At 58.7% G+C, this 20,069-nt stretch carries 13 protein-coding genes and 1 tRNA gene; 5 read left to right on the top strand and 9 right to left on the bottom strand.

Annotation, left to right across the window (positions count from 1 at the left end; genetic code table 11):
• Positions 1–92 precede the first annotated feature (92 nt).
• The 4 genes from C6P64_RS06930 (at position 93) to C6P64_RS06945 (ending at position 3,506) form a co-directional block, all read left to right on the top strand.
• The gene (locus tag C6P64_RS06930) at positions 93–548 is read left to right on the top strand and encodes an NfeD family protein (protein WP_105747860.1); all 456 of its coding nucleotides are present in this window, start codon (positions 93–95) and stop codon (positions 546–548) included.
• Between the two features lie 10 nt (positions 549–558).
• Positions 559–1,470 carry an SPFH domain-containing protein gene (locus tag C6P64_RS06935; RefSeq protein WP_105747861.1) on the top strand — a complete coding sequence of 304 codons (912 nt, stop codon included), beginning with the start codon at positions 559–561 and terminating at the stop codon, positions 1,468–1,470.
• 58 nt (positions 1,471–1,528) lie between these two features.
• Positions 1,529–1,618, top strand: a tRNA-Ser gene (locus C6P64_RS06940).
• Positions 1,619–1,745: 127 nt separating this feature from the next.
• Positions 1,746–3,506 carry a site-specific integrase gene (locus C6P64_RS06945; protein ID WP_245911656.1) on the top strand — a complete coding sequence of 587 codons (1,761 nt, stop codon included), beginning with the start codon at positions 1,746–1,748 and terminating at the stop codon, positions 3,504–3,506.
• Positions 3,507–3,520: 14 nt separating this feature from the next.
• On the opposite strand, the gene C6P64_RS18785 is transcribed toward C6P64_RS06945, so the two are convergent.
• The 9 genes from C6P64_RS18785 to C6P64_RS06980 form a co-directional block, all read right to left on the bottom strand.
• Positions 3,521–3,733, bottom strand: coding sequence for a helix-turn-helix domain-containing protein (locus C6P64_RS18785; RefSeq protein WP_425436736.1), 213 nt, complete (start codon positions 3,731–3,733; stop codon positions 3,521–3,523).
• Positions 3,734–4,057: 324 nt separating this feature from the next.
• The gene (locus tag C6P64_RS17900; RefSeq protein ID WP_146115874.1) at positions 4,058–5,212 is read right to left on the bottom strand and encodes a hypothetical protein; all 1,155 of its coding nucleotides are present in this window, start codon (positions 5,210–5,212) and stop codon (positions 4,058–4,060) included.
• A 732-nt stretch (positions 5,213–5,944) separates the two neighbouring features.
• Positions 5,945–6,466: a hypothetical protein gene (locus tag C6P64_RS06955; protein WP_105747863.1), complete on the bottom strand. Its 522-nt coding sequence runs from the start codon at positions 6,464–6,466 to the stop codon at positions 5,945–5,947.
• Entirely contained in the window at positions 6,463–8,031 is a 1,569-nt protein-coding gene (tnpC, locus tag C6P64_RS06960) for an IS66 family transposase (protein ID WP_105747864.1), read from the bottom strand. Before tnpC ends, C6P64_RS06955 begins: the two co-directional genes overlap by 4 nt.
• Positions 8,032–9,924: 1,893 nt before the next feature.
• Positions 9,925–10,758 (bottom strand): hypothetical protein, encoded by an 834-nt coding sequence (locus tag C6P64_RS17905; protein ID WP_146115875.1) that lies wholly within the window; start codon positions 10,756–10,758, stop codon positions 9,925–9,927.
• 223 nt (positions 10,759–10,981) lie between these two features.
• Positions 10,982–14,098: a type I restriction endonuclease subunit R gene (locus C6P64_RS06965; protein WP_105747865.1), complete on the bottom strand. Its 3,117-nt coding sequence runs from the start codon at positions 14,096–14,098 to the stop codon at positions 10,982–10,984.
• Between the two features lie 22 nt (positions 14,099–14,120).
• Complete coding sequence (locus tag C6P64_RS06970; RefSeq protein WP_105747866.1) at positions 14,121–15,230, bottom strand: DUF4268 domain-containing protein; 1,110 nt, start codon at positions 15,228–15,230, stop codon at positions 14,121–14,123.
• A 126-nt stretch (positions 15,231–15,356) separates the two neighbouring features.
• The gene (locus tag C6P64_RS06975) at positions 15,357–16,697 is read right to left on the bottom strand and encodes a restriction endonuclease subunit S (protein WP_105747867.1); all 1,341 of its coding nucleotides are present in this window, start codon (positions 16,695–16,697) and stop codon (positions 15,357–15,359) included.
• A complete protein-coding gene (locus C6P64_RS06980; protein ID WP_105747868.1) occupies positions 16,694–18,436 on the bottom strand; it encodes a type I restriction-modification system subunit M in 1,743 nt (580 codons plus the stop codon). The genes C6P64_RS06975 and C6P64_RS06980 overlap by 4 nt, the downstream gene beginning before the upstream one ends.
• A 1,010-nt stretch (positions 18,437–19,446) precedes the next feature.
• Here C6P64_RS06980 and C6P64_RS17910 point away from each other — a divergent pair.
• Complete coding sequence (locus tag C6P64_RS17910) at positions 19,447–19,893, top strand: hypothetical protein (RefSeq protein ID WP_146115876.1); 447 nt, start codon at positions 19,447–19,449, stop codon at positions 19,891–19,893.
• The last annotated feature ends 176 nt before the right edge of the window (positions 19,894–20,069 follow it).

The raw sequence follows: 20,069 nt of genomic DNA on the forward strand, positions 1-20,069 counted from the left end.
ACAGTCAAGCAGCGCATGGGCCGTTTCCTCTCAAATTCAGTCTCCCCAGCCGGAGAGGCCGGGCCGCCGCCGCTCCAGGCCAAGGTCGCGGCATGAGCGATTCAACCCTCTGGTGGCTGCTGACCGCCGCCGCGGTGGCGCTGGAGCTGCTCAGCGGCAGCTTCTACCTGCTGATGCTCGGCATAGGGCTGGCGGCAGGCGCGCTGGCCGCCCATCTGGGCGCCGGACTGGCCTGGCAGCTGACGGCTGCGGCGCTGATCGGCGGTGGCGCGGTGCTGCTCTGGAGCCGGCGCGCCCGCCCGGCCCCGGGCACCGAGGACAGCGCGGCGAGCGCCGACCTCAACCTCGACATCGGCCAGCTGGTCCGGGTCGAGCGCTGGAATGCCGACGCCAGCGCGACCGTCAGGCACCGGGGCGCCGAATGGATGGTCGAGCTCGCCGAGGCCGAGTCGGCTGCCGGCACCGACTCAACCCCGCCAGCCCCCGGCCGCTACCGCATCGTGGCCGTGCGCGGCAGCCACCTGATCGTGCAAGCCCTACCCCACTAGAAAGCCCGTCATGGAAATCGCCTTCGCCCTGTTCGTCCTCGCCGTCATCTTCACGATCAAGTCGATCAAGATCGTTCCGCAACAGAATGCCTGGGTCAAGGAGCGGCTCGGAAAGTACGCCGGCACGCTGGCGCCGGGGCTCAACTTCGTGCTGCCCTTCATCGACGAGGTGACCTACAAGCACAGCCTGAAGGAAATCCCGCTCGACGTGCCGAGCCAGATCTGCATCACCAAGGACAACACCCAGCTGCAGGTCGACGGCATCCTGTATTTCCAGGTCACCGACCCGATGCGCGCGAGCTACGGCAGCTCCAACTACGTGATGGCGATCACGCAGCTGGCACAGACCACGCTGCGCAGCGTGATCGGCAAGCTCGAGCTCGACAAGACCTTCGAGGAGCGCGAGATCATCAACGCCCAGGTGGTGGCTGCGATCGATGAGGCCGCGCTCAACTGGGGCGTCAAGGTGCTGCGCTACGAGATCAAGGACCTGACGCCGCCGGCCGAGATCCTGCATGCGATGCAGGCCCAGATCACCGCCGAGCGCGAGAAGCGCGCGCTGATCGCTGCGTCGGAAGGCCGGCAGCAGGAGCAGATCAACATCGCCACCGGCGAGCGCCAGGCCTCGATCGCGCGCTCGGAAGGCGACAAGCAGGCCGCGATCAACAAGGCCGAGGGCGAGGCCGCCGCGATCCTGGCGGTGGCCAATGCCTCGGCCCAGGCGCTCGAGCGCATCGCGGCAGCGCTGCAGGCGCCGGGCGGCGAGCAGGCGGTGCAGCTCAAGGTCGCCGAGCAGGCAGTGGCTGCCTACAGCCGCGTCGCCGCCGAGGCCACCACCACGCTGGTGGTGCCTGGCAACATGAACGAGGTCGCCGGCCTGGTCGCCTCGGCCATGCAGCTGATCAAGTCGAGCAAGGCTTGAAAAAATTTGCCCATCCTTGAAAAGGCCCGGATTTTGTGTCTACAATACGAGTCTTCACGGAGAGGTGGATGAGCGGTTTAAGTCGCACGCCTGGAAAGCGTGTGTGGGCTAATCCCCACCGCGGGTTCGAATCCCGCCCTCTCCGCCAGATAGCATATAAGCCGTTGATTTGATGGGATTCCCCTTAGAATCAACGGCTTATTTCTTTGTTTTTCTACACAAAGGTGCTACACAACATGTCGAAAAGGGATTCGGTGTCCATCAAGGAGCCGGACATGCCCCCACTTCCCACAGGCCTGGTACGCAACAACAAAAACGGCCGCTACTACCATCGCCGCAGAATCCCGGAGGATCTGCTCCAGGCCGATGGCAAGAAGGAACACCTCAAGTCTCTCAAGACCTCCGACTACCGAGTCGCTGTAGAGCGCTTCCACGTTGCCGATGCAAAGCTACAGGCTGACTGGCGCAAGCTCCGGCAACGCAAAGCAGACTTCTTTGCGGCGCGGCATGTCCAGGCAGCCACAGTGCTCAGGGAGTTGACCGCCGAAGACATCGACCGGATCGCCCAGCATGTCGAGGCAGCGGCTCTGGCAGGCGACGAGAAGCGGCGCGAGACTGGCACCTACGACATCTCCGAGATTGCAGACTACCAACAAGCCTACAACGATGTCCTGCCTGAAATGAAGGCGGCCGTGGCGGTTGGTGACATCGAGGTGTTGGGGCCTATGCTCAGGCAATTTCTGTACCTGCACCGTTACGACGAGCAACTGGGTGACAGTGACTTCAGACGACTGGCCATAGCCTACGGCAGGGCCGTCATCCGGACCAACGAGAAGCTGTTACGTCGCTACGAAGGTGAGGACGTGCCTACGCCCAAGACTGCCTGCCTGGAACAGCACCTACTGTCAGAGGTCATCAAAGACTACATCGACAAATACCAAGCCGACAAGTTTGAAGCCATGTACAAAAAGGTCTGTGCAGTACTCCCGATGTTCCAAGAGGTGGTGGGTAACAAGCCCATACACACGCTGAGGCAAACTGACATCAACCGCTTTTTTGAGGTCGTCAACAAGCTGCCGCCACGCTGGAAGGATGTCGCCCGGCAGAAAAAACTGACGGTTCTTGAGGTAGCGAACCTAGGGTTAGGAGAGATGGCGCCAGCGACCTTTGAAGGTACATATAAAGCCGTGATCACCCCATTCCTAAGCACGGCACGAACAAACTGGCAGGACAAAGGCTTCCCGACAACGCTGACTACGGAGATGATCCGCTACACCGGCAGCCGCGAAGAAGGCGAAGGGCATCAGCGAGCTTTTCTTCCTCAAGAGCTGGAACGCCTCTTCCAAGGACCAGAGATGGCGGGCTTTGCGAAGCAGCCAGATGAACTGCACATGTTCTGGCTGCCGCATGTGGGACTCCATACCGGTGCCCGGGTCAACGAGCTATGCCAGTTGAACCCCATGGTTGACATTCTCAAGGATGAGAGATCTGGCATCTGGTACTTGAACATCACCCCACAGTCTGAAGCCGCCGACAGTGTCAAAAAGACAGTCAAAACGAAATCTTCACGACGTAAGGTGCCTATTCACAGCCAGTTGATCAAGATGGGATTTCTGGACTATGTGGACGAACTTAAAAAGCAGGGAATAAAGCTACTGTTTCCCGGTTTCTCGCCTGGCAAAGGACGGGCAGCAACCGAGGCTGAGAAATGGTTCCGGCAGTTCTTACGTGATATAGGCCTGCGCGATGACACACACGGTGCAAAGATCGTGGGTATGCATGCATTCCGCTCAACACTCCTGAGCCGTGCAGCAAATTTAGGGGTCGTGAATGCAGAGTCTATAACTGGCCACGCCCAAAGCATGACTAACTTGGCCCAAGCACAGGACTCGATTGTCGCCGGGGAGGTATCAGCGGTGGTCAAAAAGTATCAAGGCGAGCTCGACGTCGATGTCAAGAGCGCGATCCTAGAACGCATCGTATTCCCCAACTTGGAATTTTTCACCCCCGTCCGCTTATCTTCAACAGGCCGTTAAAACCATTCTTCTACTTATTCGGCATAACGTGACCAACCTGCCGGACTTACTTGTAAACCTTGTGCAGGGCCGCGAGGATGTCGGTAGAGGGGCGTCTGCACCGTGATGCCCAGCAGCGACATGACGCGACTGACCGAGGACAGGGACATGGTATGACCAAACTGGGGCCGGATGAGCTCTCGCAGGATCGACAGCGTCCACGATCCGACCGCCAAGCTGTGCCCCACAATGGGGTCTTGTCAGTCACCGCCTCAGCCAGAGACTGCATCTGAGGCGCGTTGAGCTTCGTAGGGCGCCCCGGAATTGGCTTGGGCTTTAGCGCTGGCTCTCGCAAGGTCAAGCTTGCGAGAGCCAGTCTTTTTTCGGTGGTCATGCCTCGATTCTACGGAAGTAACTTTACCTCCGGAAACTTTAGTAAAACCAAGGCATCAATCAGGCATCGAACGACCTACTCATATCGACAGATTACGTTTAATAATAACTAAAAATTCGGATCAACACATTACATCAAGAAAATTTCAATCTTTATGCTGACTATCCAGAGCTTTAGATTATGACTTTAGCATGGTTGCGGTTGTCACCAATACAACCACATAACCATGGATTGAATGCGACCACATATCATACCTCACAACACGTGCTTGTGATGGTACTTTTGGTGATTTCAGTTTTTCAAGTGCGTTTGTTAGCAGGGTCTTGAAATCTGACTCCTTGCACCGAAGCCCCGAGAGTCGGTATAAATAACTAAGAGGAAGCTCTCTAGGATTTTTGTGTGAAGCAAAAAAGGAAGCAAGCCAGCCGACAAGGTCTTGCATTTTCAACACCTCATGCGGAAATCGCCACCATGATTGCCTACCAAAAAGCTCTGCAACCTCCTGACCTATCCTAAACTGAATTTTCTTAGGTCGCGATTGATCATCAAATTTAAACTTAACCTCCATCATCGGATTTAATGTAATTCTTGACTTTCCCAATGATTGACCAATTGTAAGTTTTGTATTTGCAAGGCGATTCAAGCTTGCCTTCATAGCCGCGTAGCTACTTGATCCGCGAGTCGTTCCACATAAATTCGCCAAGGCACCAAAGCTAAGTTCAATCCAAGGGCTGCCCGGCCCGCTAGAAAGTGGCTGATCTCTATATTTAGAAAGACATGCTGCGAAAATTGCACGATCATATGAATACAGGCGCCCACCCTCTAGTGTTAAGGTTATTTGCTTTTCCTTGGAAGAAGAAACTTCTATTTTATATATAGAACCTTCTTTAACATCCCGATCGACAGTCTCAAGATTTTGACCTTCTGTTACTTCTGCCGGGACTATATTTTTTACAAGCTCTTCTCGCTCAGTAGCAGGGAAAAGTGAAGACCGAGCAAAGCAGAGCGGGAGAATGCGTTCCAAAGGAGTGCAAAATGGCAGATAAACCTTCTCGCCAACTGAGACCGCTTGTAGAAGTCGCGCTTTTTTAACTACATCCTCATGCGTGTATATATCGAACTTTAAAATCGCTTCTTCTGATTTTCTTGGATTATCAATACGATCTGCAGCTATTTCTAAATTTTTCGCACCTTGGAGTAGCAAAATACGCTTTGTTTCGTCGAGTTTTGAACTTTCCAGGCTAGCTCGGACAGCTTCAGCCTGCTCGCGGTACGACCGAGATGAATGTGCTCCGCTGTGGCGGTAATCGTGTGAGTCTGAACTTTGTGTCATGTGCGTAGCAAGTCAGCAATCAGAATTTGGCGGGTCTAAATGCTCTAGGGATCCTCTGCAAAACCCGTCGCGTCGAAAATCGACCATACAAAATCAATGGGTTACATCTGTGTTTTCGTCATAAACTGTGGTTTTTCAGACCATCCCTAGGCAGGATGAGGTGTTATGTTATCTGCTCAGTATCCCTACTAAGGCTGAAGGTTAACAGTGCAGGCCAGATCATGAGCAGCATTAGACCCCGGCCAAGCCCGGCTCAACGCCTGAGCCGACCGAGTGGGGTGGTCACCGAAACCGTGATGCATTGGCAGATGGAGCACTGCGCCCACCCCGAGCAGCGCTACCGATCTTGCCTGGATGCGTTGAAGCGGCTGACTTGGCCAGTACGGCGACCAGCGACTGGAAGTGGCCTGTGAGGTACCCAGTCAATTCGCTCGCCCGTCATACAGGAGTGTGGATCCATCCTGAGCAGCGGACGGTGCAGTGCCCGCTCAACGTCCCAGCCGCTGCGCCACTTCCGCTACCTGGCCGACCTCAACGCGCAGGTACGGGTGTGGTTACAGACGAAGCGGGCCAGCGCTGCCACGGCACCACGCGCGTCGCCCCGCTGCAGCTCTTTGCGCTGGAGCGGACCCACCTGTAAGCCCTTGCCCGATCAGGCGCCCTACCTGGGCAGCTGGCACCTGGTCGTAAGCGTCGCCTCAATACCCGTCTTGACGGGGGGATGCGGAGAGCTCAAACGTCGAGGACGTGGCGCAGCAAGGAGAACCCCACGCGCCACTGGGTGCCGTCGCCGGGATCGATGGTGGCGGTACGACTGTTGATGCGCACGATGGTGCCCACCACGGTCTGCAGGTACTTGTCCTCGAAGGCGACCTTCTCGCCGCAGCGGAAGTCGTTGCGGGTGGGTCGTGGTGCTGCAGGCGGTTCTGGCTCTGCTGCCTGGGGAGGTGCCGCCGGATCGGGTTGCGGCGGCTCGATGGCTGCGTAAGGCAGCTTCCACTCACGGCGCTCACGCAAGTCGTGCAGCGTGACCTGGGTGTCGCGCATGGCCACGACCTTGCCCTCGCGCAGACTGCCATCGCGCCAGTCCACAAAGCGCACGGTCTGCCCCAGATGCAGGTCCTTGCGCACGGCAATGATGCGCCGCGGATCCGCCAGCAGACGTTCGATGACCGTGCTGAGCTGGTACAGCTCCAGGCTGCTGGCTTGCTGCAGGGCTTCGAGCACCCGCGCGTCAATGCTCGGTGCGCTCATGCCGCCAGCCGTTGTTCAATATCCCCGGTACCGATCGCCGCCAGGTTCCAGGGCAACAGTTCTTCGATGCGGTGGATGGGATGCTCGGCAATGCGGCTGAGCACCTCGCGCAAGTAGGCCTCGGGATCGAGCCCGTTGAGTTTGGCCGTCTGCACCAGACTGTAGATGGCGGCCGCGCGCTCGCCACCCGTGTCCGAGCCCATGAACAGGTAGTTGCCCCTGCCCAGGGCGACACCGCGCAGCGCCCGCTCGGCCGCGTTGTTGTCCATTTCAATGCGGCCATCGTCGCAATACCGGGTCAGGGCCCGCCAGCGCGTCAGGCTGTAGCCGATGGCTTGCGCCAAGGCCGATTTGGCCGACACCCGTCCCAGCAGTTGGCTCAGCCAGGCGTGCATCTCCTGCAGCAACGGACCCGCCCGCGCCTGGCGTTGCGCGCGCCGGACCTCAGGGGCTTGCCCCCGGATGTCGCGCTCGACGGCATACAGCTCGGCAATGCGTCCGAGCGCTTGTGCCGCGATGGAGGTCTCGTCCCGGCCACTGCTGAGGTACAAATCCCACCAGGGCCGGCGGGCGTGTGCCCAGCATGCCGCCTCGGTGATCTGCCCTGAGTAGAGCTTGCCCCAGCCGCCGTAGGCATCCGCCTGCAGGATGCCACGGTAGTGGCGCAAGTGGCGCTGCGGATGTTCGCCTTTGCGATCGGGTGTGTACTGGTACCAGGCCGCTGGCGGCTCGCTCGAACCCGCCGCGCGGTCGTCTCTGACATACACCCACAAGCGCCCCGTCTTGGTCTTGCCACGGCCTGGCTGCAGCACTGGCACTGGCGTGTCGTCGGCATGGACCTTGGCGGCTGCCAAGGTGTAGCGCCCGAGCGCTGCCACCAGCGGGTCGAGCAACTGGCCGGCCTGGTCGACCCAGCCCGCCAGCGTGGATCGGTCAAGCTCGACACCGCTGCGGGCGTAAATGCCACTTTGGCGGTACAGCGGCAGGTGGTCGCAATACTTGGCTACCAGCACATGGGCCAACAGCCCCGCACCCGCGACGCCTCGTGCAATCGGGCGACTGGGTGCGCTGGCCTGGAAGATCGCCTGGCAGCCCACACAGACCAGCTTGGGGCGCACATGCCGAATGACCTTGAAGTGCGCCGGCACATACTCCAGCTGCTCGGAGACGTCTTGCCCGATTCTGCGCAGCCGAGCCCCACAAGCCGTGCAGCCGCACGGTTGACCGGTGCTGTCGTGGTGGGTGTCGCGGGCCTCGGGCAGGTGTTCTTGGACTTCACGCCGCAGATGCGCTGGCAGTCGGCGGTCGATCTGCGCGTCGTTGGCTGAAGTCTGGGCGGGGGCTGCCTTGGCAGGCATCGCCACCGCAGCCTCGCCGCCATCGATCAGGGGGATTTGTGCCGCCCACTGTTCGCTGGAACTGCCGAACTCGGCGCGCACGCGGCGCAGCAGTTGCAGCTTGAGCTTGTCGACCATCAGCTTGAGCAGCGCCACCTCACTGTCGCGCGCTTCGATGATGCGCAGCAACTCTTCGATGGTGTGAGGTGGCTGATGGGACGTCGACACAGCCTTATTGTGCCGCAGTCTTTCTCCAGAAGACGTTCAGATTGAGACCATCCAACGAGCCAATGCGTCAGGTCACCTCGGTCATGTGCAACTTAGAGCGAGCTCCCAAATGTGACCTTGGCAGTCAAAAATGTGTCTATCAAAGCTAGAAATGTGACATCCATAGCAAATAAGGTGACACACATAAATGGAATAATACGAAGTGATTGGAATAATTTCAATTAAAACATATACTTACGTCGCCAGAAAGACCAGGAAATGGAGCTCCTAGGTAAAGCCTAGATGGTTTATATAGGTCTACCTACCCCCTCCCCGGCTTAACCCCTCGCTTCAGCTAAGCATCACTCAGGGGCTGGATCGTAACGCGAGCAAAAACACAACAACTACTCATTGGAAGGTTAAGCCAGAGATACCCTCAACCCACACGCTGCCTTGGCCGACAGCCCTTGTGGCGGAAGGATGGACTGTGACAAACACATCTCCTGGCTGCTGCCCTCACTGCTGCACGGTGCGGAGACATGGGGCCACAGAGTCCGAAGACTTAGGCTGCGGAGCATCTACAGGGTGCCTTGGCCGGTCTCGAGGTGCACTAGACCGTCAGGTGAGATAAGGTGGTAAGTACACCGTCTGCGATACCTCCAAAATTGTTCCGAATCAAGTCCAGCACGCCAAGCTCAAAGACGCGGAGACTCGGACCTAGTAAGCATCCTGTCGATGGCCCACCGGAACTACACGGTCAACTAAGCAAGAAAAGCCAACGAGCCGCCACTGGTCGGCTTGAACGACGAAACCTCTGTCCACGGCACAACAACCATCAGAGCCGGACTCGCACTACTCGCCAACAAGGATTGAAATGCCAGTTCTTACGACCTTGCAGCACCAAGTCAAAAATAAATAAGGCGAAATGGGTGAACTCTCTTGGACTGCGGTAGAACTGGTGGGCCATTGTTTGTACCGAGATACTTTACAGCAGCACCGCCTCGTCTGGTCGGTCTGTGTCCGCCAAACATATAGTCAACCGTGCTTCCACTTTTCAAGTGTTGCACCAACTATTTATGGGCATCCGGATTAGCATGTGGAATTTCGGACTCGCTAGCCAGGACAGGCGCTGCTCCACCTCAGCTTATCAAAATTCCGACCAGGATCAAGCTATGACTTCCGAGATCTAAAGTCAATCCGATCTCGTGGCCATCAGGTCTGATCAGCTTTCCATACAATATTACGAAAAGCCATACTTATAAAAAATTACCTCACAACAAGGCCACCATGTCATTATTAAGATTATCCAAAGATAAACCAACTACTTACTACCAGAAGGATTAACTAGCAGCCTCAAATCTGGCCAGATAAATACCCAAGTTTCGCAATGTGCTTTGTTAATACCTGAACTGTATGCAAGTGACTCTACAAAAAATTTGCTTGAAAATTTGGCCAACCAGGCATGGCACGACATAAGGTCAACACCAAAACAAAATCTTACAACTCAGCTTGCAAACAATCATATTTTGATTTTCAAATTGATACTGAAATTCAGCGGCATTAAGTCAAAAACAAATATATAATCTACATTGAAAAAATACCTAAACACCAAGACAACCAAGACAAGAATAGGAACGCATCAATAGAACCAGAATGGCTTAACCAGGAAAACACCCTCCCAGCTGTGAATGCGAATTGGCACCCAAATGAGGCTCCTCAGGTTAAGCCATAAAGGTAGAGTGCCTTAAAACAAGCCGAATTGCCACACCACCTAAAATACGGACCCTATGACTCCACATGATGGACCATGCTTTGCACGTTACTATCATGCAGAGCCTTAAATTGGAAAAATTCTCCCAAGTCAGGGCAACTCGATGCGCCAATCAGCCGCCCGCAGGAAATCCAAAGCAACAACTATCCAAGCGCACGGCGTAGTTCATATACCCTTTGAATGTGCAGCCCTATTTCTTGCGACACCTCTTTAGCACTCATCGTCCTATCTTTAATCATTTCTCGGCCAGCCTGGTTAATCTTGCACCTCCTATCATATTTAAAATCCCAATCATCAACATTCTCCCTACCAAATTTAACGATGTGATACGGATTTAAACAGTGCTTATTGTTGCATGCATGTATCAAGATATCATATTTATTCAGCGGCCCATTAAATAGCTGGTATATCTTTCTATGAGCTCCCACTACCGCCCCTGGATGCTCACTTTCACAAAGCTGCGGATATCCATCAAAAGTAAAATGAAGCCAATCAGCAAAGAAACACCTGTCCGGAAAGAAGCCGGGAAATCTTCTCGTCATAAGTGACTCTTCCTGACTAAGAGCTACAGGCTTAGGCTTTCGCACCCACTGCCCAACGTCTTCTGTAGAGTTCTCAACATTCATGGCAGCTCTAGCCGCCTCATGAAGTTTTCTATCCCTAGAGTTTTGATCAGCATCTCCAACATAAAGATGGTAGGGATTCAGACAGGAAGCGTTTCCACAACGGTGCAGCACCCAGCCATCCAGAGGCCCAAGCAACAATTTCACGACCAGCCGATGACCAACTTCAGTTCTGGGTTCTGCAAACTCTTTAGCACCAACAAAGTGATAACCAGCGTTGTTTGTCTTTCGCCAACCTGGGATGAAGCATAGTTCATCACTGAAACCCTCGAAGGGTGGATCAACAGGGTAGCCAGCACGCGCCAGAAAATTTCGAAACATAATATCAGCCCCAGTAAAAACAGGAACTGGCATAGTACATAAATTTCATGAAATAGCAAGTCTTTTGCTAAAACTCGCGCCAGGACACAGATTTCACAACCAAGGCCTGAGAACTCAAAATCAATTTACGGACGCAGTCAGAATAAATTGTGTACCCAAGCTCTTCAAGCAATTAAAATTCCAACCTCACGTCCGAAATATTGCCTAAAATTTCAGCGATTGTCAACAATTTCCAAAATATCTTACAGACATCATCTCACCCTGCCCGCAGCGCTTCGTACAGCTGAGCCGGTCCCAGCAGGATGTCCTTCAGCCCGGTCCGCACCCGCTCCGAATCCAGCGCCTGCTTGCTCATGGTGGTGTGCGCCGTCAGCGCATCCATGACGGCGTTCAGGATCTCGTTAGCCAGGTCCGGTGAATTGGCGAACTGTTCCTTGGTGTTGTTCACCGCCTGCTGCCGCAGCAGGTCGGACTCCATTAGCTTGCCCTTGAGCACGTGGTTGACGTAGACCAGCTTGTCGTCGTCGGTCAATTCGCCTTCGAACAGGTCATTGACCTTCTCGACGATCTCTGAGAGCAGCACCTTCTGCTTGTCCTGCACCTGCCCGCCACCAGGCTCGGTCAGGGGGCGCAGTCTGTAGTCGGCGCCCTGCTCGCCCAGCGGCAGATTCCGGCTTCCCTGGTCCTTCAGCCGGTGATGCGTCAGCACCACCTTGGACAGGTCGATGCCCTCGCGCTCGCGGCCGAACTCCAGCAGCGGCAGCAGCCGCTTGAAGAACAGCGCCCTCTTCTCGATCGCCGTGTTGCCGTAGTCGAACATCTGGCTCAGGAAGGCGTAGACGCGCACGTAGGTGCCCAGGTCGCGCTTGAACAGTAGCAGTGCGTCCAGCTCGTCCTTGGCCTGCTGAGATGCTGGCCCGCCTGGGTGTTTGGCCTCCGCGATCGCCATGGCCTGCTGGGCGGCCTTGTACTGCTTGAGCAGCCGGTCCGCCATAGGCTCGATTGCCGCCACCAGCATCGCCTGCGTGGCCTTGGGGTTCAGCTCGGCCAAGACCACACGCTCGACCTCGAAATCGTCGTAATGGCCGCTGCCGTCCAGCTTGGCGCGCAGGGTGTAGATCAGCTCCGGATCGGTCACGCCGGCCAGCTCGGCCGTCTCGTAATAGGTCTGGAAGGCGGCCAGCACCTCGTCCGGGTCGTTGACGAAGTCCAGGATGTAAGTGGTGTCCTTCAGGCCGAAGGGGCCGTTGTAGGCCCGGTTCAGGCGGCTGAGCGTCTGCACCGCCTGGATGCCCGCCAGCCGCTTGTCCACGTACATGCCGCACAGCAGCGGCTGGTCGAAGCCGGTCTGGAACTTGTTGGCCACCAGCAGGATCTGGTATTCGTCGGTCTTGAAGGCGTCGCGGATGTCGCGGCCCTTCAGGTTGGGGTTGAGCTGGGCGCTGGTTTCGGTCACGGGCTCGGGGAAGCTGTCGGGGTCGTTGACCTCGCCCGAATACGCGACCAGGGAGCCGAGCTGGTAGCTGTTGTCCTGGATGTACTGATCCAAGGCCACCTTCCAGCGCACGGCCTCGACTCGACTGCCGACCACCACCATGGCCTTGGCGTTGCCTTTGAGCAGGGGCTGCACGTTCTCTCGGAAATGCTCTACCACCACCGCCACCTTCTGGCTGATGTTGTACGGGTGCAGGCGCACCCAGCGCATCAGGCCCTTCATGGCCTCGCTGCGCTCGACTTCCTTGTCGTCCCACTCCCTGCCCTCGTTGGCGAGCCTGAAGGCCAGCTTGTAGGGCGTGTAGTTCTTCAGCACATCCAGGATGAAGCCTTCCTCGATCGCCTGGCGCATGCTGTAGACGTGGAAGGGCTGGGCTAGGTTGTCAGGTCCTGCGGGCTGCTCCGGATTCGGTCGGCGGCCGAACAGCTCCAGCGTCTTTGCCTTCGGGGTGGCAGTGAAGGCCACGTAGGTGATGCCCGCGTCATTCGCCCGGGCGGCCATCTGCGCTGCCAGCAGGTCTTCTGCACCGACCTCGCCGCCATCGGCCAGGTCCTTCAACTCGTCGGCACTGAGCAGTTGCTTGAGCCTGGACGCTGCCTCGCCGGTCTGGCTGCTGTGCGCCTCGTCGGCGATCACCGCGAAGCGCTTGCCCTGCGTCGCCGCCAGCTCCTGCACTGCCTTGAGGGCGAACGGGAAGGTCTGGATCGTGCAGACGACGATCTTCTTGCTGCCAGACAGCGCCTCGGCCAGCTCGCCGCTCTTGCTGCCGGCCTCGCCCTTGATGGTGGCGACCACGCCGGCTGTGCGCTCGAAGTCGAAGATCGCCTCCTGCAGTTGGGTGTCGAGCACGGTGCGGTCGCTGACCACCAAGACGGTGTCGAACAGCTTCCTGTTCTGGTCGTCGTGCAGGTCGGCCAGGAAGTGCGCGGTCCAGGCAATGGAGTTGGTCTTGCCGGAGCCCGCGCTGTGCTGGATCAGGTACTTCTGCCCAGGCCCTTCGGCCAGCACCGCCTGCACCAGCTTGCGGGTGGCGTCCAGCTGGTGATAGCGCGGGAACAGGATGGAACGGACCTGCTTCTTCTTGTCGCGCTGGGTGACGAGGTAGCGGGCGATGATTTCCAGCCAGCTGTCACGCTGCCAGACCTGCTGCCACAGGTAGGCGGTGCGGTGGCCCTGGCCATTGGGCGGGTTGCCGGCACCGCCGTGGTCGCCCTGGTTGAAAGGCAGGAAATAGGTGCTGGGGCCTTGCAGCCGGGTGGTCATCATCACCGTGCGGTTGCTGACCGCAAAATGCACCAGCGCGCCGCGCGGGAAGTCCAGCAGCGGTTCGGCAAACGGCTTGCCCTTCGGCTTGGGGATGCGGTCGAAACGGTACTGGTCCACCGCCGCGTTGATGTCCTGGGTGAAATCGGTCTTGAGCTCGGCGGTCGCCACCGGAATGCCGTTGAGGAACAGCACCAGGTCGATGATGTCGTCGTGGTTGGTGCGGCACTGGCGCACCACGCGCAGCCGGTTGGCGGCGTAGCGGGCCTGCAGATCCGGGTTCATGGCCAACGCCGGCTTGAACTGCGCCAGTTTCAAGGGGCTCTTGAGGCCCAGCATGTCCATGCCGACCCGCAGCAGTTCCAACGTGCCGCGTTCGTCCAGGGACTTGCGCAGGCGGTCCAGCAGCACGGTCTCGGCTGCCTTGCCATGAGTCTTGCTGATGGCTTCCCAAGCCTGCGGCTGGGTGGACTGCACCCAGGCGATCATATCGGCCGGAAACAGTGCGCGAGGGGTGTCATAGCCCTTGGCATCGCCTTCGGCATACAGCCAGCCATGGGCGCCCAGGTGCTGGCAGATGTCGGTCTCGAACTGGATTTCGTTATGCAGTGCCAAGTGATCCTCCCCTGCTTTGTTGTCAGAACTTCAGGGCCTGTATGGGTGCCTTGAGCGCCTTCTCGAGCTTGGCCGACTGTTCCGACAGCCACTGCTGCAACAGCGGCCATTCGGCGTCCGGCGACTTCCAGCCACCGGCGGAGTTGTCGATGCAAATCCGGCAACCGTCCTTGCCGGGCAGCTCCTGCCAGTCCAGCTTCTCGCCAAATGCGGCTTCAATGCTCTCGCGCTGAGCTTTCAGGGTGTTGAACAATTGCTTGTTGAGCGCGGCATTGTTCTTGCCCACCCGCCAGTAGCACTCCACTCTCGCTCGATCCTCGGTCAAGGACGCCGTAATGTTGAATCCAGCCCGCCCGATGCCGGCCGACAGCCAGTGATCCGTGGTGGAGGACCGATTCGCAAACAGGTCAGAGTGCTGAGTAGAGAGTTCGATGAACTGCGACCAGAAGCGTTTGAACGTCTCCTGCCGCTTGGTACGCAGCTTCTTAGTTTCCTGAGTCTGCTCGCGCAGCTTGACCTCGTAGTCGGCAGCCTCGGGCAAGGGAATGATCTGCGTCGCATCCACCAGCACCTTGTCGCCCATCTTGTAGGGGCACAAGCGAATGCAGCGAATGTCCAGCCCACGCTTGTTCAGCCACATCACCGAGGTGGTGATCTCGGACGAGAAATCGGCCGACACCAGGATGATGCGCACCTCACCCACCAGTTCGGCTTCCTCGATGGACTCCAGTTTCAGAAACTCGGCTACCGCGTTGCGAGCCTTGACCTCTGCCTCTGCCGGGTCGCCGCCCAGGTACCTGGCGTGGGCCGCTACTGCCTGGTCCAGCGTCATGCTCGACACCATGGCGGCGTAGCGGATGGCCTGCAATTCCATGTGGCCGCCGTCCTCGGTGCGCTTGATCTCCACCACCACCAGCGTAGCATCACGATCCAGGCACAGCAGGTCAATGCGGCGGTTGCTGTCCTCCCAGTTGCCGAACTCCTCGGCCAGCACCAGCAGATCTTCGCCAAGCGCTGCCGTGTCGGCACGTAGCAAGCGCTGCAAGTGCTTGCGCTCCAAAATGGCTTCGGCCACGAAGGTGGTCGTGGGTACCGGGCTCAATTTGTCGGTCTGGATTTCGTACAAAGCCATGTGTGTGGTTTCCAGGTTGCGCTGTTTCTCAGGTTCTCAGGTCGCGAATGTCGTTAGCGCGGCTGCCTTGGTAGCGTGCAGACCACGAACGGCGATCTGGCCGGTGTGAGAGGCGGGCAATGAGCGTCAAGCCATCTGGTTGCGCACGTCGATCTGGCCGGTGACGGCGGCGAAAATCAGGGCGGAGCGACGTTCCTGCAGCAGCGCGATGGCGGATTGAGCTTCCAAGATCAGCGCATCAAAACTGGTAGTTTCGCGGTCGAGGAATCGGGTCAACGTTTCCTGCTCACAGAGAGGCGGCACGGTGACGAGCAGACTCGAGACATCCGAAAGGCTGAGCTGCACCTTTGTTCCGCCATAGCCAAGCGACTCAAGACAGGTTTTTCCAACATCCGAGGCGGTGACATACGCGATCCATTCGGGTTGCAGTTGACGCCCGCGTGGTCGAACCAATGCCACATGCTGGCTAACGAAAGCACGCCCCAAGCCGGGCGGAACGACTGCGACTGAACCAAGGAACGCTGTTATCGAGAAAAGAACGTCGCCAGCCCGGACTTGGGTGCGTGCGACCTCTGCGCTTTCAGGTACTGTCACGCGCTGTGTATCTGACAGGTCGAGCCGGATGGAGTCACGTGTCAGATTGCCAATCCGGATAAACAAATCGCCTTCATCTGTGTAGTTCTCTGCCCAGCCACGAGCGCCACTGGTAACGAACTCGATGTCGCGCTTGATCGGCATGACCTGCCAGTGCGCCGGCACCTCCCCCAACCACTCGACGCCCGAATCCTTCATCGGCACCGACGGGTCCAGCCCCTTGGTCACGGCGTGGGAAATGACGGCTTGGCGCTTTTCCTTCAGCAGCTCGATGAGCCGGTCCTGCTCGGCCACCAGCGCGTCGATCTTGGCAGTTTCGCTGTCGAGGAAGGCGGTGATGGCGACTTGCTCCTCCAACGGTGGAACGGGAATCAACATGGCACCCCAGGCGTCCATCCGAAGAGCCTTGGTACCGTGACCGGCTTCGTCGAGGCGATCCAGCGTCTCGGGCTCAGTCCCCCTCAAGAGCCACGGCAGGAATTCCTTGCCCATGTGCTTGTTGGCTCTCAACGCCTTCAGGTCCTGATTGATCGCCATCGGGCTCCTGGCTGTCACGACCGGAAAGGTCCGGGCAAGGATCATGCCGCGAACCACAACCAGCACGGCGCCCTGATCCACGAGGGTGGCTGCGCCTTCCTCAACGGCTTGCTGGGTGATGTGGTCAACCGTGTCGTAGAGGTTGTCTACCTTCAAGTCCTTGGCAGAAGCCCAAGGGATGTCACCATCCCAGTATTCACGGTTCGACTTGTCGGGCGTTCCTCCACTGCGAAATTGAACGGCATGCTTCAGGGGTTGCACAAGCCAATGCGCCGGTACATCCCCCAACCAAGGCACGCCGCTGTCCTTGTAGCTCGGATACCTCGGAAAGCTCATGCCGAGAGCCCCTTGATCATGTCCAGGATGCGGTCGGTGCTGCGCTTGAGGTCGGCGTCGATCTCGGCCAGCGGGCGCGGCGGCTTGAACACATAGAAATGGCGGTTGAACGGGATTTCGTAGCCGACCCTGGTCTTGTCATGGTCGATCCAGGCGTCGGGCGCGTGCGGCAGCACCTCGCGCTCGAAGTAGGCTTGCACGTCTTCGCTCAGCGGCACGTTCTCGCTGTCGCGCAGGGCGCTGTCGGGCTGGGGCTTGCCCTTCTGCTTGCCCTTGACGCCCAGCACGGGCTGGCCGGCTTCGTCGCGCAGCGGGCGCTCGACGGTGATGGTGGTGTAGCCGAAGTCCTGGTTCCGGAAGATGCGGCTGATGGGCTTGCCGTCTTCTTCGGCCTGGACGAACTGGCCGAACAGCTGCGTGATGCGGTCGATGTGGGCGTCGCTGAGCTCCTTGCGCTTGCTCCCCAGGCTCTTGCGCATCTTCTGCCACAGGCCGCTGGCGTCTATCAGCTGTACCAAGCCATTGCGTGTTGCCGGCTTGCGATTGCTAATGACCCAGACATATGTGCCGATGCCGGTGTTGTAGAACATGTCATTCGGCAGGCCGACGATGGCCTCCAGCAGGTCGTTCTCCAGCACGTAGCGGCGGATCTCGCTCTCGCCGCTGCCGGCGCCACCCGTGAACAGCGGCGAGCCGTTGAGCACGATGCCGAAGCGGCTGCCGCCCTCGGCGGCCGGGCGCATCTTGGCAATCAGGTGCAGCAGGAACAGCATGGAGCCGTCCGATACGCGCGGCAGGCCCGGTCCGAAGCGGCCGTTGTAGCCTTGTTGCTCGTGCTCCTTGCGCACTTCCTTCTCGACTTTCTTCCATTCCACCCCGAACGGCGGGTTGGACAGCATGTAGTCGAACTTCTTGTGCGCGTGGCCGTCGTCGCTCAGGGTGTTGCCGAACGCGATGTTGGCCACGTCCTGGCCCTTGATGAGCATGTCGGCCTTGCAGATCGCATACGACTCGGGGTTCAGCTCCTGGCCGAAGACGGTCAGTCGCGCCTGCGGGTTGTGCTCGGCCAAGTACTCGCCTGCCACGCTCAACATGCCGCCGGTACCTGCCGTGGGGTCGTAGATGGTGCGCACCACGCCGGGCTTGCTCAGCACCTCATCGTCCTCGATGAAGATGAGGTTGACCATCAGCTTGATGACCTCGCGCGGGGTGAAGTGCTCGCCAGCGGTCTCGTTGCTGATCTCGGCGAACTTGCGGATCAGCTCCTCGAACACCAGGCCCATCTGCATGTTGCTGACGGCCTCGGGGTGCAGGTCGATCTGGGCGAACTTCTCGGCCACCTGATACAGCAGGCCAGCCTTGGCCAGGCGCTCGATCTGCAGCTGGAACTCGAAGCGCTCGAAGATGTCGCGCACCTCGGGGCTGAAGCCCTGGAGGTAGGTGGTGAGGTTCAGGGCCACGTAGTCCGGATCGCCCAGCAGCTTCTTCAGGTCCATGGGACTCTGGTTGAAGAAGTTCACCCCGGCCATGCGGCGCAGAAAGGGCTCGGGGTTGATGCCCATCCGGATCTTGGCTTCCAGCTCCGCCAGCACCGCCGCTTTGGTGGGTTCCAGCACGCAGTCCAGCCGGCGCAGCACAGTGAAAGGCAGGATCACCTTGCCGTAGTCGGATTGCTTGTAGTCGCCGCGCAGCAGGTCGGCCACCGACCAGATGAAGGCAGAGAGGGTTTGTTGGTTCATGCGTCCAGGCGGGCGTTGTTTTTTCTTCGTTCTGGCGAGTATGCCAGCTCAAATCCCACTTGCCTTGCCTGCCTGGCACAGACCCAAAGACCCAGCGCAAGCAGCTCCGGCATGTGCATTACCAGCATGCCTAGCAGGAGGCAAGGAACGGCTTGTTGGCAAGACAATCCTGGGCGAAGCGGATGGCGAGAAGGCTCACCCATTGCGCCAGGACCAGGCCTCGCAGCGCTGCGCCTGGCCCAAGCAGCACCGCACCAGTGAATCTCCGCAGCAGTTCCTAGTCGGCAGGACCGCACCCGGCTTGCCCTGTTCCGAGCCCACGTCAGGACAGTGGCTCGCCGACCCACATCACGGGGTAGTCTGGCCTGAAAAAGGCTCACCACCGCATGGGTAAAAAGGGGTTTGGAACGCTCGAAAAAGGACTCGAAAACGCCTCGCGCAAGTAGGTCAGCAGCCCCCGCACCGACAGTGGGAGAACTCTCTCGCCAGGGTGGAGGTTTTCCGGGATGTACGGTTCACGAGGGAGATCGCGGGAGGGGGTGGAGGCTGGCGTCTTGCCGGCGAGGGGGGAAAGAGGTTGGCTTGAGGGGAAGGCCGAGGGGAAAGGTGTGGGGTGCGGACGGATGGAGATATGGGTGAGCAGGTCTGCGACAGGGGTGTGCGGTGGGGGTGAGACGCCGCCGCGCGGCGGGGTACGCGAAGCGGGCCGCAGGGGAAGCAGGCGGGGTGAGAGTTTTCCAGCGCCACACCCTCCCACTACAAGCTCTAAGCTCTCGAGTAGGCCCGACACGACACGAATTTATGAGTAGGGTGGTCGTGCTGTACGACGTTAGAGAAGAGTCATGCAGCCTCCCCGAGCTCTCCGACTTCTCACAGCCCGGGATCGCTCGGACAAGATGCGGGACCGTCCGGTCGCGGTAGCGGTGCCATAAACGGGACCAAGACCTGTTTTTATGTCGGAGTCTTGGAGGTTCAGATTCCTATATCGGAAACCACTTACGAGCCTCACCATGGACGACGATTTTGATCCGCACCCTACCCGTCCGCCCCGAGACTGTACCGATGGCTCGGCGGGTTATGCGGAGATGAGGCAAAGCGCGAAAAACACATCGTCCGACGAATTGGGGTGGCAGCTACAGCTGGTTCAGTATGCACTCCAGAACGGGGCGACTTCGGAGACGATCCGGCAAGTGCTGGGTGACCAGCTTGCCTACGTCGTGACGGCTCAGCCGGAGCATCAAAAGGCGATTGTCTGTAGCACTTCCACAGGCGCCAATCTGGATTCCAGCCAGGCGACTCAGCCGGCAATTTCGCCAAGCACGGATCCGGCCAATCCGGTGAACCTGCTGAAGCCCTTGGGCAAGCTCTCGTCAGGCAAAAAGAATCCCGCTGCCGTAAGTTCGGACTCAGCATCCGTGGGTGCCAAAGGAGCGCTCCATCAGGCGCCTCGAAGCTGACTGATCTGGGATCCGCGTTGGTCGCCATCCGACTGAATACCGGCTCAGCCGCCTCTACGCCACGGCCGGCGTCATGCTGCTCGAGCTGCAGCCGGAGGGTAGCTGCCAACAGAAGCTCGACCTCGGCGACCAGGCGGGCATTGCCGACCATCGCAGCCAGCGACTGGTGCAGGCGC

The organism is Malikia granosa, from assembly GCF_002980595.1.
Taxonomy (GTDB): Bacteria; Pseudomonadota; Gammaproteobacteria; order Burkholderiales; family Burkholderiaceae_C; genus Malikia; species Malikia granosa.

Bases quoted from the DNA above. Each gene is read 5' to 3' on its own strand.
- C6P64_RS06930 (WP_105747860.1), top strand. From the start codon at position 93: ATGAGCGATTCAACCCTCTGGTGGCTGCTGACCGCCGCCGCGGTGGCG.
- C6P64_RS06935 (WP_105747861.1), top strand. From the start codon at position 559: ATGGAAATCGCCTTCGCCCTGTTCGTCCTCGCCGTCATCTTCACGATC.
- C6P64_RS06945 (WP_245911656.1), top strand. From the start codon at position 1,746: ATGCCCCCACTTCCCACAGGCCTGGTACGCAACAACAAAAACGGCCGC.
- C6P64_RS17900 (WP_146115874.1), bottom strand. From the start codon at position 5,212: ATGACACAAAGTTCAGACTCACACGATTACCGCCACAGCGGAGCACAT.
- C6P64_RS06955 (WP_105747863.1), bottom strand. From the start codon at position 6,466: ATGAGCGCACCGAGCATTGACGCGCGGGTGCTCGAAGCCCTGCAGCAA.
- C6P64_RS17905 (WP_146115875.1), bottom strand. From the start codon at position 10,758: ATGCCAGTTCCTGTTTTTACTGGGGCTGATATTATGTTTCGAAATTTT.
- C6P64_RS06970 (WP_105747866.1), bottom strand. From the start codon at position 15,230: ATGGCTTTGTACGAAATCCAGACCGACAAATTGAGCCCGGTACCCACG.
- C6P64_RS06975 (WP_105747867.1), bottom strand. From the start codon at position 16,697: ATGAGCTTTCCGAGGTATCCGAGCTACAAGGACAGCGGCGTGCCTTGG.
- C6P64_RS06980 (WP_105747868.1), bottom strand. From the start codon at position 18,436: ATGAACCAACAAACCCTCTCTGCCTTCATCTGGTCGGTGGCCGACCTG.
- C6P64_RS17910 (WP_146115876.1), top strand. From the start codon at position 19,447: ATGGACGACGATTTTGATCCGCACCCTACCCGTCCGCCCCGAGACTGT.